Source organism: Herbiconiux ginsengi (assembly GCF_900107435.1).
GTDB lineage: Bacteria > Actinomycetota > Actinomycetes > Actinomycetales > Microbacteriaceae > Herbiconiux > Herbiconiux ginsengi.
Genome location: NZ_FNPZ01000001.1, coordinates 1,525,538 through 1,537,738, shown reverse-complemented (window position 1 = coordinate 1,537,738; position 12,201 = coordinate 1,525,538). Strand labels below are relative to the sequence as shown.

Genomic DNA, 12,201 nt, shown 5'->3' with positions numbered 1-12,201 from the left:
GCGCCGCTCAGCGCCTGTCGACGATCAGATTCGTGATGCGGATCGTGCAGATCCGGTCGCCCTCCTCGTCGGCCAGCACCACCTCGTGCGAGGTCGTGGTGCGGCCGAGGTGGAGGGCCGTCGCCGTTCCGGTCACCAGGCCCGTGCGCACGCCGCGGTGATGGGTGCCGCTGATGTCGAGGCCCACCGCCGTCTTGCCGAGAGTGGAGGCGTGGATGACGGCGGCCCACGAGCCGAGCGCCTCGCCGAACGCCATCGACGCCCCGCCGTGCAGCAGCCCGAACGACTGCGTGTTCCCCGCGACCGGCATCGTCGCCACCACGCGCTCGGCCGACTGCTCGAGCACCACCACACCCATCGTGCGGTCGAGTTCGCCGAGCTCGATCGTCCATGGCTGAAGGCTGTCGCTGCCGGTCATCCCGCGTCCTCGTCTCTGGGGGGTCACTCCATGCTACTGACCGTTCGGCAAGCTCTGAGAAAGGCCCTCTGATGTCCACGATCTCCCCGGCCTCCCCAACCGCCTCCGCGACATCCTCGTCGCCCCGCACGCTGCCGAGCTATCTGCAGGGGGAATGGCGGCAGCCGACGGAGGGCTCGGCGACGGGGATCGCGGCCCTCGACGCCTCGACGGGCGAACCGGTGGCCCTCGTCAGCAGCGACGGGCTCGACCTCGCCGCAGCGGTCGACCACGCCCGCACGGTCGGGCAGGGTGCGCTCGGGCGTCTCACCTTCCATCAGCGCGCGCTGATCCTGAAGGCCCTCGCGCAGCACCTGAATTCCGACGAGGTGAAGGCAGACCTCTACGAGGTCAGCGCGCGCACCGGAGCGACACGGCGCGACAGCCTGGTCGACGTCGACGGCGGCATCGGCGTGCTCTTCAGCTATGCCTCGAAAGGGCGGCGCGAGCTGCCGAACGCCTTCGCTCTCGTCGACGGAGCGCCCGAGAACCTGGCCCGCGACGGATCGTTCGGCGGTCAGCACCTCTACGTGCGCATCCCGGGCGTCTCCTTCCAGGTGAACGCCTTCAACTTCCCGGTCTGGGGCATGCTCGAGAAGTTCGCGCCGGCCTTCCTGGCGGGCGTGCCGAGCATCGTCAAGCCCGCCACCCCCACGGCCTTCCTCACCGAGGCCGCCGTGCGCGCCATCGTCGACTCCGGCCTCCTGCCCGAGGGTTCGCTGCAGCTAGTGTGCGGATCGGTGCACGGTTTCCTCGACCTGCTCGACGTGCGCGACGTGGTCGGGTTCACCGGCTCGGCCTCGACCGCTTCGGCCTTCTCCGGGCACGCGAACGTGCTCAGCGGCGGGGTCGGGCTCACCTGCGAGACGGATTCGCTGAACGCCGCGATCCTGGGCCCGGATGCCGTCGCCGGCACGCCCGAGTTCGACGCCTTCATCGCCTCGGTCGTCACCGAGATGACCGCCAAGGCCGGGCAGAAGTGCACGAGCATCCGTCGCGTCATCGTGCCGGCCGATGCCCTGGATGCGGTGGTCGCGGCGATCGGCACCCGTCTCGATGCGCGGGTGACGTCGGGCGACCCGCGCGCCGACGGGGTCACGATGGGTCCCTTGGCGAGCAGAGAGCAGAAAGCCGAGGTGCGCCGCAGCGTCGAGGCGCTGCTGGCCGGCGGCGGGCGGATCGCCTACGGCTCACTCGAGGAGCCCCGAGTCACCCGAGCCGACGGCACCGTGGGCCCGGCGCCGTCGGGTGCGTTCTTCTCCCCGGTGCTGCTGCGCTTCGACGACGCTGATGCGGATGCCGTGCACGAGGTGGAGGCGTTCGGGCCGGTCGCCTCGGTGCTCGGCTACCGCGATCTGGCTGACGCCGTGCGGCTGGCCAACCGCGGTGGCGGCTCGCTCGTCGCCACCGTGGCGAGCGCCGATCCGTCGGTCGTCGCGACGCTCGTCTCGGGCATCGCACCGTTCCACGGGCGGGTGCTCGTGCTCGACCGCGACGACGCCCGATCGAGCACGGGCCACGGCTCCCCGGTGCCCCACCTCGTGCACGGCGGGCCCGGCCGCGCGGGCGGCGGGGAGGAACTCGGCGGCATCCGCGCCGTGAAGCACTACATGCGCCGCACCGCCCTCCAGGGTTCGCCCGCGGTGCTGACCGCGCTGACCGGCCAATGGCGCGCGGGGGCGGGAGTCCAGGCCGCTCCGTCGAGCGCTGCCGCGTACCCGTCCACCGCGCCAACCGCACCCAGCGCGTCCGTCGGCGAGGTCGACCCCGCCGACCCGGTCGGCGAGCACCCGTTCCGCAAGCCGCTCTCGCGCCTGCGGCTCGGCGACGCCATCGCATCGGAGGCCCGCGAGATCACCCTCGACGACATCGGTCACTTCGCCGAGTTCACAGGCGACACCTTCTACGCGCACACCGATGAGGAGGCCGCAGCGGCGAATCCCTTCTTCCCCGGCCGGGTCGCCCATGGCTACCTGCTCATCTCCTGGGCCGCGGGCCTGTTCGTCGACCCGGCGCCGGGGCCGGTGCTCGCCAACTACGGACTCGAGAACCTGCGTTTTCTCACACCCGTCTCCCCCGGCGACTCGATCCGCGTCACCCTCACGGCGAAGGAGATCACCCCGCGGGAGAACGAGGACTACGGCGAGGTGCGCTGGGATGCGGTGCTGCACAACCAGCGCGACGACGTCGTGGCCACCTACGACGTGCTCACCCTCGTGGCCAAGGAGTAGCAGGCCCACCGCCGCGGCACGCGGCGACGGTTCAGGCCGAGGGGCGCGGATGCAGGCCCTCGAACGCGACGGTGATGACGTCGTCGGCCAGCTGCTCCGGCGTGAGCGGCCCACCGGGCTTGTACCACTCGACGATCGAGTTGATCATGCCGAAGATGAGCCTCGTGGTGGTGCGGGCATCGACGTCGGCGCGCAAGGTGCCGTCGGCACGCGACTCGTCGACCAGCGCCGCCACGGCATGATCGAACTCGCGGCGCCGGGCGAGGGCCTCCCGCTCGAGATCGGTGTTGCCGCGCAGGCGCAGCAGCAACGTCACCGAGGGCAGCTCTTCGCAGAGCACACGAACTGCGCCGCGCAGCACGAACTCGAGTCGCGCATCCGCCGGTCCCTCTTGCGCGCCGGGCAACGAGAGCACCCCTTCCAGCTCGCCGAGTCCGCGTTCGAGCGCGAGCCGCAGCAGGTCTGCCTTGCCGCTGACGTGGTAGTAGATGGCCGACTTGCTGGTGCCGAGCCGTTCCGCGAGCGTGCCCATCGAGGTGGCGTCGTAGCCGAACTCGTTGAACGCCGCCACCGCGATGTCGAGCACCGTCGCGAGGTCGTAGGGAGCCCGGCCCGAACGCCCGTTGCCGCCGCGCGGTGCGGGCTGATCGGCGGGAAGTGGCTGGCTCATGGCTCCCGACTTTAGCCGACGACGACGCTTGTCCCGCGCATCCGACGGTGTTATCGTTTACTGAACGATCGGTAAGTACGGTGATGAGTTCGTCGCCGACGAGGAGGCTCCATGGTCACCCCCACCGCGCGGGCGGCCGCGACCGAGACCGGCGGCGTGCGAGACGCCGACGACGACCCCCAGGGAGACGGTCGGCGTCGTTTCGAAGAGCTGCTCGCAAGTGAGAGCCGGGTGGAGCCGACCGACTGGATGCCGGCGGCCTATCGCAAGACGCTGATCCGCCAGATCTCCCAGCACGCCCATTCGGAGATCATCGGCATGCAGCCCGAGGGCAACTGGATCACCCGCGCCCCGAGCCTCAAGCGCAAGGCGATCCTGATGGCCAAGGTGCAAGACGAGGCCGGCCACGGCCTGTATCTCTACTCCGCCGCGCAGACGCTCGGCATCGACCGCGAGGAGATGTTCGACCAGCTCATCACGGGCCGCGCGAAGTACTCGTCCATCTTCAACTACACCACCCCCACCTGGGCCGACATGGGGTCGATCGGCTGGCTCGTCGACGGCGCGGCGATCTGCAACCAGGTGCCCCTGTGCCGCGCCTCCTACGGGCCCTACGGCCGGGCGATGGTGCGCATCTGCAAAGAGGAGTCGTTCCACCAGCGACAGGGCTTCGAGATCCTGCTCGCCCTGATGAACGGCACCGAGGAGCAGCGGGCGATGGCCCAGGAGTCGGTGAACCGGTGGTACGCCCCGGCGTTGATGATGTTCGGGCCGCCGGATGCCGACTCGCCCAACTCGCAGCAGTCGATGGCCTGGAACATCAAGCGCTTCTCGAACGACGAGCTGCGGCAGCGCTTCGTCGACATGCTCGTGCCGCAGGCCGAGATCCTCGGCGTCACCCTGCCCGATCCGGCCATCCGGTGGAACGAGGAGCGCGGCCATTACGACTTCGGCGATCTCGACTGGACCGAGTTCTCCGAGGTGCTTGCGGGTCGCGGCCCGGCGAACGCCGTTCGCGTGTCGCGCCGCCGCACCGCTCACGAGAACGGGGCCTGGGTGCGCGAAGCGGCCCGCGCCTACGCCGACAAGCAGGCGACGGCATCCGCGGCCTCGCGTGCGTCCGCGGCACCGGAGAAGATCGCGTCATGACCAGCCCTGGCGACTCCGGCACCCGCGAGATCTGGCCGCTCTGGGAGGTCTTCCTCCGCCCCTCGCGCGGCCTTTCCCATGTGCACGCCGGTTCGCTGCACGCGCCCGACTCCACCATGGCCGTGCGCAATGCCCGCGACCTCTACACCCGCCGCGGCGAGGGGGTCTCCATCTGGGTCGTGCCCGCCTCCGCCATCACGGCGTCGGATCCGGATGCGAAGGGCGAGTTCTTCGAGTCGCCCGAGGGCAAGGAATACCGGCACGCCGTCTACTACACCGCGTCCGAGGCGGTGCCGCACCTGTGATCCCCACGACCAATCGGTCTGCCTCCACGGCACTCACCCCCGAAGCCATCGCCGAGTCGATCGCGGCCGACGAGACGGTCGCGTCCGAACCGGTCGCTCTCTATGCACTGGGTCTCGGCGACGACGCGCTCGTGCTGGCGCACCGCCTCGGGGAGTGGATCACCCACGCTCCCGAGCTCGAAGAAGACGTCGCGCTCGGCAACATCGGGCTCGACCTGCTCGGCCACGCCCGCAGTCTCCTGACCTACGCCGGCTCGGCGTGGGGCACGAGCGAAGACGACCTCGCCTACTTCCGCGGCGAATCCGAATTCCGTAACCGGCAGCTGTTCGAGCAGCCCAACGGCGACTTCGCGCACACGATCGCGCGGCAGCTCTTCGCTTCGGTCTACTTCGACGGGCTCTACCGAGCACTACGGCGCTCGACCGACCCGACGCTCGCGGCCATCGCCGCGAAGGCCACCAAGGAGGTCGACTACCACCTCGACCACAGCGTGCAGTGGCTGTTGCGCCTCGGTCTCGGCACCGAGGAGTCGCACCGGCGGATGCAGCGGGGGCTGGACGCGATGTGGCCGTTCGTGGGCGAGCTCTTCCGGGCGGAGACCGGCTTGCCGGAGGGCGGCGTGGCTCACGTGCCGCTCGACGTCACCGACGGCGGCACTCTCGGCGGTGTCGTCGTCGATCTCGAACCGTTGCGCTCCGCCTTCGACGAGATCGTTCCCCGCCTCATCACCGACGCCGGCCTGACCGTGCCCACCGTCCCGTTCGCGCGCGGCGGCGGCCGCGAGGGCCGGCACACCGAGGCGCTCGGCCCGATGCTGGCCGAGATGCAGGTGCTGGCCCGCGCACATCCGGGGGTGACCTGGTGACTTCCGCGTCGACCCTGGGCGAGACACGCGGGCACGGAGGGGTGGAGCGCGGGCACATCGTGCACGCCGACGCCGTCCTCGAGCGTCAGGCCCGGCCCCGCCCGTTGAACGAGGCCGAGCGCGCCATCTGGGATCTGGCGGCCACGGTCGTCGACCCCGAGGTGCCCGTGCTCACCATCGAAGACCTCGGCGTGCTGCGCGGGGTCACCTTCGCCACCGCCTCCGGTTCGGTCACGGTCGAGATCACACCCACCTACTCGGGCTGCCCCGCCGTCGACGCCATGCGCGACGACATCGTGGGTGTGCTGCACGGCAACGGCTACGACGACGTCTCGGTGAAGGTGGTGCTCGCCCCGGCGTGGACCACGGACTGGCTGAGCGACGAGGGCCGCACCAAGCTCGAGGAGTACGGCATCGCGGCCCCGGGCCCTCGCCGGGGCGGCGGCACCGTGAGTCTCGGGCTCGGCATCCGCTGCCCCCGCTGCGGGTCGATGCACACCCGCCAGCTCTCCCGTTTCGGCTCCACTTCGTGCAAGGCGCTCTACGTCTGCCAGCGCTGCCAGGAGCCGTTCGACCACTTCAAGGAACACTGATGTCGCTCACCGAGACCCCGGCCGAGGCCCCTCCGACCGGGCGCCGCCGTGCCGACTTCCACACCCTCACCGTTTCGGAGGTGCGCCCGCTCACCGACGACGCGATCGAGGTGTCGTTCGAGGTGCCCGCCGATCTCGCCGACGCCTACGACTACGCGCCCGGGCAGTACATCGCCATCCGCACCAGCCTCGAGGGTGAAGACGTGCGCCGAAGCTACTCGATCTGCCAGGCGCCCGGCCGCGGATCGTTGAAGGTGGGCATCAAGCGCGACCTCGGTGGGGTGTTCTCCACCTGGGCCGTCGACAACCTCGCCGCGGGGATGCAGCTCGAGGTGATGAGCCCGGAGGGGCGCTTCACCGCGCACGCCCCGCTCGACTCCCCGGGGCACTTCGTCGGCGTGGCGGCGGGGTCGGGCATCACGCCGATGATGTCGTTGATCGAGCACACGTTGCAGGAGAACCCGGCCTCCGTGTTCGAGCTCGTCTACACGAACCGCACGACGATGGACACGATGTTCGTCGACGAACTCGCCGACCTCAAAGACCGCTACACCGCCCGGCTCGCCCTGCATCACGTGCTGACGCGGGAGAAGCGCAGTTCCGAGCTGCTCTCCGGGCGCCTCGACGCCGCGCGGGTGCGGGCCGTCTTCACGTCGCTGCTGCAGCCGGCCACGGTCGACGAGTGGTTCCTCTGCGGGCCGTTCGATCTGGTGCAGCTGTGTCGCGACGAGCTCGCGGCCCTCGGTGTGCCGCCCGACGCCGTGCGCTACGAGCTGTTCACCACGGGGCGGCCGGAGCGCCCCACCGGTCAAGCGGGCCGGCCGGTGACGACGGATGCGGGCGACGCCGTGCACACCATCCGGTTCCGTCTCGACGGCACCACCGCCACCGTCACGAGTCCGGAGCACTCGCGGGAGAGCATCCTCAACGCGGCCCTGCGGGTGCGCCGCGACGTGCCCTTCGCCTGCGCGGGCGGGGTGTGCGGCACGTGCCGCGCCAAGCTCGTCGAGGGTGAGGTCGACATGGTCGAGAACTACGCGCTGGAACCCGACGAGCTCGCGCGCGGCTACGTACTCACCTGCCAGTCGATCCCCGTCTCGGCCGCGGTGAGCGTCGACTACGACACCTAGCGAGGCGCCCGATCGCATCGCACCGCACCGTCGCCATCCCGCACCACCACCACGCGCACCACCGCCACACCGAGGAGCGTCATGACAGTCGAACTCACCATCGCCGACGACATCGCCGAGGTCGTGCTGAACGCGCCGGCGAAGCTCAACGCCGTCGACGAGACCGCCCTGGCCGAACTGGCGGCGGCCTACGCCGAGGCCGAGGCGGCCGGCGTGCGCGCCCTTCTCCTCCGCGGCGAGGGCCGGGCGTTCTCCGCCGGCCGCGACATCTCGCAGGTCGACCCGGCGACCGATGACGCCCGCGGCTACCTCGCCGACGTCGTCACTCCCGTGCTGCGCCGGATGGCAGGCTTCCCTGCCCCGACCTTCGCGATGGCCACCGGCGCCTGTCTCGGCGTGGGCCTCGGCCTCCTCATCGCGACCGACGTCGTCTACGTGGCCGACACGGCGAAGATCGGCTCGCCCTTCGCGAACCTCGGCGCCACGCTCGACTCTGGTGGCCACGCCCTCTTCTTCGAGCGGCTCGGCGCCCACCGCACGCTCGACCTCGTCTACACGGGCGAGCTGATGTCGGGGGCGGAGGCCGTCGCATCCGGCTTGTTCAGCCGCGTCGTGCCCGCCGGCGAGCTCGATACCTTCACCCGCGAGCGCGTGGCCCGGGTGGCGCAGGGCCCGACGGGCGCGTTCCTGGCGAGCAAGGAACTCGTGCAGAGCCTCCGCGACGAGCGGATCGGCCTCTGGGCGTCGCTCGACGACGAGAACGAGGCGCAGGGCGCCCTCTGCCTCAGCGACGACTACCGCGAGGGTTTCGCCGCCTTCCAGCAGAAGCGCCGCCCCGTCTTCGGCGCCGCTCGCGCTTGACGCCGCCACCCTCACCGATTCGCCACAACACGCCGCTACCCGCGAGCTCGTTGCGGCGTGTCTTGGCGACTCGACGAGAGCGCCAGCGCGTCAGAGGTTGCCGAGCAGCAGCAGCGGCTCCTCGACGCAGCGCGCCACGTAGGTCAGGAACCCGGATGCCACGTCGCCGTCGCACACGCGGTGATCGAACACGAGCGTGAGCTCCACCACTTTGCGCACCACGATCTCGCCGTCCACCACCCAGGGCCGGTCGATCACCCGGCCCACGCCGAGCATCGCGACCTCGGGGTGGTTGATGATGGCGGCCGATCCGTCGACGCCGAAGCCACCGTAGTTGTTGAGCGTGAAGGTGCCGCCCGAGAGCGCACTCGGCGGGAAGTCGCCCTTCTCGGCCCGGGTGACCACCGCGGCGATCTCGTCGCGCAGGGTGCGCGTGGTGAGGTCGTGCGCGCCGTGCACCACGGGCACCATCAGGCCGCGCGGGGTCTGAGCGGCGAGACCGAGGTTGATCGAGCCGTGCTGCACGATCTCGTTCGTCTCGTCGTCGACCGAGGAGTTGAGGATCGGGTACTGCTTCAGCCCCGCCACCACGAAGCGCGCGAGGAGCGCCGTCAGACTGAACCGCTCACCCGTCGACTTCTGCAGTCGCTCCTTCGCGGCGAACAGCTCGGTGGCGTCGACGTCGAGCCAGATCGTGGCCTCGGGGATGAGACGGCGCGATTGCGCGAGGCGCGCCGCCACCACCTTCCGGAGCCCCGTGATCGGGATGCGCAGGTCAGCCGCCCCGATGCTCGTGTGCGGCGCTGCCCCCTCCTCCACTCGTCCTGTATCGGGGTACGAGGCGGAGCTTTGCCCGATGTGGGACGAGTCGGTAGGTGCCACGGCGGGGAGCACGACGCCCGCGGCGATGGCGGCCTCGACATCCTGGCGGAGCACGAGGTTGCCCACGCCGCTTCCGAGCAGCTGGCTCGCGTCGAAGCCGTGGTCGCGAGCGCGCTTGCGCACGATCGGTGAGACCACCGGCGAGCGCCGCGCGGGGTCGAGCAGGGCCCCGGCCGCCGTGGCCGGCGTCGATTGCGGGGCGGCCCGGCGCCCGAAGCGCCCACCGTCGGGGCGGCGCAGGCGCACCGTCGACTCCTTCGTGCCGTAGCCGACGAGAACGGCGCCCGACCCGGGGGCGGCGGGCCGCGCATCCGGAGCACGCACGGCGGTGCCGGGCACCAGCTCGACGCTGTCGGCTCGCGCGCCGGCATCCGCGGAGTCGACCCCGCCCGGCGCGGAATCGGTTAGGGATGCACCGACCGCCACGGGCACGTCGGCACGCACCGCGTCGCTCGGCCGCACGGGCGCGGGCGCGGGCACGGGCACGGGCACGGCATCCGCCGCCACCTCCGCATCCACCGGCACCACCGTGATGAGCGGCGACCCCTTCTGCACCACGTCACCGGGCGCTCCGTGCAGTTCGGCGACCCGGCCCGCATAGGGCGACGGCAGCTCCACGACCGACTTGGCCGACTCCACCTCCACCACGAGCTGATCGATGGCGATCACGTCTCCGGGGGCGACGAGCCAGGAGACGATCTCCGCCTCGGTCAGGCCCTCACCGAGATCCGGCAGCAGGAATTCGCCGGGCATCCGGTCACCACTCCCAGGTGTCGAGAGCGGCGAGAACGCGCTCGGCGGTGGGCAGGTAGTGCTCCTCCTGCTTGGGCGAGGGGAACGGCACGTCGAATCCCGCGATGCGGAGGATCGGCGCCTGAAGGTGGAAGAACTGCCGCTCGGTCACTCGTGCCGCCACCTCGGCGCCGTAGCCGCCGAACTGCGCGGCCTCGTGGATGACGGCGGCCCGGCCGGTCTTCTGCACCGACGCGCCGACCGTCTCGTCGTCGAAGGGCGAGAGGCTGCGCAGATCGACGACCTCGACCGAGAGGCCCTCCAGTTCGGCGAGCGCCGCCGCCTCGAGGGCCGTCTTCACGGTCGGGCCGTAAGCGATGAGGGTCACGTCGGCGCCCTCGCGGAGCACCTGGGCCCGCGCCATCGGGGCGGTGCGCACCGGGAGAACCAGCGTGTCCTTCGCCCAGTAGCGGCTCTTCGGCTCGAGGAAGATCACCGGGTCGTCGCTCGCGATCGCCTCGCGGAGCATCGAGTAGGCATCCGCCGGGTTCGACGGGGTCACCACGGTGAGGCCGGGGGTGTGGGTCCAGTACGCCTCCGAGGAGTCGGAGTGGTGCTCGACACCGCCGATGCCGCCGGCGTAGGGGATGCGGATGACCACGGGCAGCGAGACCCGGCCTTTGGTCCGGTTGCGCATCTTCGCCAGGTGCGAGGTGATCTGCTCGAACGCCGGATAGCTGAAGGCGTCGAACTGCATCTCGATCACCGGGCGCAGGCCGTACATCGCCATGCCGATCGCGGTGCCCACGATGCCCGATTCGGCCAGCGGGGAGTCCCAGACGCGGGACTCGCCGAAGGTCGCGTGCAGCGCATCCGTCACGCGGAAGACCCCGCCGAGCGGGCCGACGTCTTCGCCGAACACCACGACGGACGGGTCGTCGGCGAGCGCGTCGCGGAGGGCCGCGTTGAGCGCGCCGGCGATGCTGAGCGAGATGAGGGCGGGCGCCGGAGCGGCTGGGTGCGGCGCGCCGGAGGCGTCTGCGGACCCGGAGTCGGCGGACCCGGAGTCGGCGGACCCGGCCGGTGTCGGCCCCGCAGGCGAACCGAGTGCGGTGCGGTCGACGATCGTCATGCGATGCTCCCCGATGCGGTCGAGATGGATTCGGTGGAGGAGACGTCGGCGGGGGCGGGCTCGGCCGCTGCCAGCTCACGGGCGAGGTACTCCCGCTGTTCCCGCAACGCGGGCCGCTCGGTGGCGTACACGTGGTCGAAGAGCTCGAGCGGATCGAGCACCGGCTCCGTGTTCATCGCATCGCGGGTGGCGGCCGCGAGCTGCTCTGCGGCAGCCGCGATCTCGTCGAACAGCGCGTCGGAGAGCGCGCCGGATGCGCGCAGGTACGTCTCCAGCCGCGCGATCGGGTCGCGCTGTCGCCACTGCGCGACCTCGTGCGGCGAGCGGTAGCGCGTCGGGTCGTCGGAGTTGGTGTGCGACTCGATGCGGTAGGTGAGGCCCTCGATGAGCGTGGGCCCGCCCCCGGCGCGCGCGTTCTGCACGGCCGCCGAGGTCACCGCGTACATCGCCGCCACGTCGTTGCCGTCGACGAAGTAGCCCGGCATGCCGTAGCCGATGGCGTGATCGGCCAGGGTGCGCGCGTGCGACTGCTTCGAGAACGGCACGCTGATGGCGTAGCCGTTGTTCTGCACCACGAACACCACCGGCGCCTGCCAGACCGAGGCGAAGTTGAAAGCCTCGTGCGCGTCGCCCTCGCTGGTGGCTCCGTCGCCGAGCAGGGTGAGCGCCACCACTTCGTCGCCCTTGAGCTTTGCGCCGGTGGCCAAGCCGACCGCGTGCAGAGCCTGGGTCGCCAGCGGGGTGGCCTGGGGTGAGATCCGGTGCTCGTAGGGGTCGAACCCCATGTGCCATTCACCGCGGAACGACGAGAGGATCTGCACCGGCGGAACGCCGCGGGTGAGGAGGGCCACGCTGTCGCGGTAGGTGGGGAACAGCCAGTCGTTCTCGCCGAGCGAACTCACCGCGCCGATCTCGCAGCCCTCCTGGCCGAGCGCGGAGGGGTAGGTCGCCAGTCGTCCCTGCCGGGTGAGGGCGGTGACCTGCACGTCGAAGCGACGCGCCATCACCATGCGGCGGTAGAGCCCGAGCAGCACCTCGGGCGAGGGCAGCGTGAAGCCGGCGCGCTCGGCGCCCTTCACCGGCGCGCCCTTCTCGTCGATCAGGCGGATCGGCTTCAGGGTGGGGCGCACGGGCTCGGCGCGAGCGGCGACAACGTCGTTCATGGTGTCATCGTGCAGCAGCGCGGCGGGCGA

General features: G+C 71.1%; 12 protein-coding genes. 7 read left to right on the top strand and 5 right to left on the bottom strand.

What is annotated here, in order from left to right:
• Positions 1 to 7 precede the first annotated feature (7 nt).
• Positions 8 to 418 carry a hotdog fold thioesterase gene (locus BLW00_RS07290; RefSeq protein WP_092551166.1) on the bottom strand — a complete coding sequence of 137 codons (411 nt, stop codon included), beginning with the start codon at positions 416 to 418 and terminating at the stop codon, positions 8 to 10.
• 71 nt (positions 419 to 489) lie between these two features.
• Here BLW00_RS07290 and paaZ point away from each other — a divergent pair, with 71 nt between their 5' ends.
• A complete protein-coding gene (gene paaZ, locus BLW00_RS07285) occupies positions 490 to 2,688 on the top strand; it encodes a phenylacetic acid degradation bifunctional protein PaaZ (RefSeq protein ID WP_092551163.1) in 2,199 nt (732 codons plus the stop codon).
• Positions 2,689 to 2,719: 31 nt separating this feature from the next.
• Here paaZ and BLW00_RS07280 read toward each other — a convergent pair whose 3' ends face one another.
• Positions 2,720 to 3,358 (bottom strand): TetR/AcrR family transcriptional regulator, encoded by a 639-nt coding sequence (locus BLW00_RS07280; protein ID WP_092551161.1) that lies wholly within the window; start codon positions 3,356 to 3,358, stop codon positions 2,720 to 2,722.
• 111 nt (positions 3,359 to 3,469) lie between these two features.
• Here BLW00_RS07280 and paaA point away from each other — a divergent pair, with 111 nt between their 5' ends.
• The 6 genes from paaA (at position 3,470) to BLW00_RS07250 (ending at position 8,262) form a co-directional block, all read left to right on the top strand.
• Complete coding sequence (paaA, locus tag BLW00_RS07275) at positions 3,470 to 4,507, top strand: 1,2-phenylacetyl-CoA epoxidase subunit PaaA (RefSeq protein ID WP_092551158.1); 1,038 nt, start codon at positions 3,470 to 3,472, stop codon at positions 4,505 to 4,507.
• Entirely contained in the window at positions 4,504 to 4,812 is a 309-nt protein-coding gene (paaB, locus tag BLW00_RS07270; RefSeq protein WP_092551155.1) for a 1,2-phenylacetyl-CoA epoxidase subunit PaaB, read from the top strand. Before paaA ends, paaB begins: the two co-directional genes overlap by 4 nt.
• Positions 4,809 to 5,678 (top strand): 1,2-phenylacetyl-CoA epoxidase subunit PaaC, encoded by an 870-nt coding sequence (gene paaC, locus BLW00_RS07265; RefSeq protein WP_407650955.1) that lies wholly within the window; start codon positions 4,809 to 4,811, stop codon positions 5,676 to 5,678. The genes paaB and paaC overlap by 4 nt, the downstream gene beginning before the upstream one ends.
• 104 nt (positions 5,679 to 5,782) lie before the next feature.
• Positions 5,783 to 6,271, top strand: coding sequence for a 1,2-phenylacetyl-CoA epoxidase subunit PaaD (gene paaD / locus BLW00_RS07260; protein ID WP_139256662.1), 489 nt, complete (start codon positions 5,783 to 5,785; stop codon positions 6,269 to 6,271).
• The gene (paaE, locus tag BLW00_RS07255; RefSeq protein WP_175494174.1) at positions 6,271 to 7,401 is read left to right on the top strand and encodes a 1,2-phenylacetyl-CoA epoxidase subunit PaaE; all 1,131 of its coding nucleotides are present in this window, start codon (positions 6,271 to 6,273) and stop codon (positions 7,399 to 7,401) included. Before paaD ends, paaE begins: the two co-directional genes overlap by 1 nt.
• An 81-nt stretch (positions 7,402 to 7,482) precedes the next feature.
• Entirely contained in the window at positions 7,483 to 8,262 is a 780-nt protein-coding gene (locus BLW00_RS07250; RefSeq protein ID WP_092551152.1) for an enoyl-CoA hydratase/isomerase family protein, read from the top strand.
• A 90-nt stretch (positions 8,263 to 8,352) separates the two neighbouring features.
• Here BLW00_RS07250 and BLW00_RS07245 read toward each other — a convergent pair whose 3' ends face one another.
• The 3 genes from BLW00_RS07245 to pdhA are packed head-to-tail and all read right to left on the bottom strand — an operon-like array spanning position 8,353 to position 12,171.
• Positions 8,353 to 9,897 carry a dihydrolipoamide acetyltransferase family protein gene (locus tag BLW00_RS07245; RefSeq protein WP_092551149.1) on the bottom strand — a complete coding sequence of 515 codons (1,545 nt, stop codon included), beginning with the start codon at positions 9,895 to 9,897 and terminating at the stop codon, positions 8,353 to 8,355.
• A 4-nt stretch (positions 9,898 to 9,901) separates the two neighbouring features.
• A complete protein-coding gene (locus BLW00_RS07240; protein WP_092551146.1) occupies positions 9,902 to 11,008 on the bottom strand; it encodes an alpha-ketoacid dehydrogenase subunit beta in 1,107 nt (368 codons plus the stop codon).
• On the bottom strand, positions 11,005 to 12,171 hold the full coding sequence (gene pdhA, locus BLW00_RS07235; RefSeq protein ID WP_092551143.1) for a pyruvate dehydrogenase (acetyl-transferring) E1 component subunit alpha: 1,167 nt from the start codon (positions 12,169 to 12,171) through the stop codon (positions 11,005 to 11,007). The genes BLW00_RS07240 and pdhA overlap by 4 nt, the downstream gene beginning before the upstream one ends.
• Between the last annotated feature and the right edge of the window lie 30 nt (positions 12,172 to 12,201).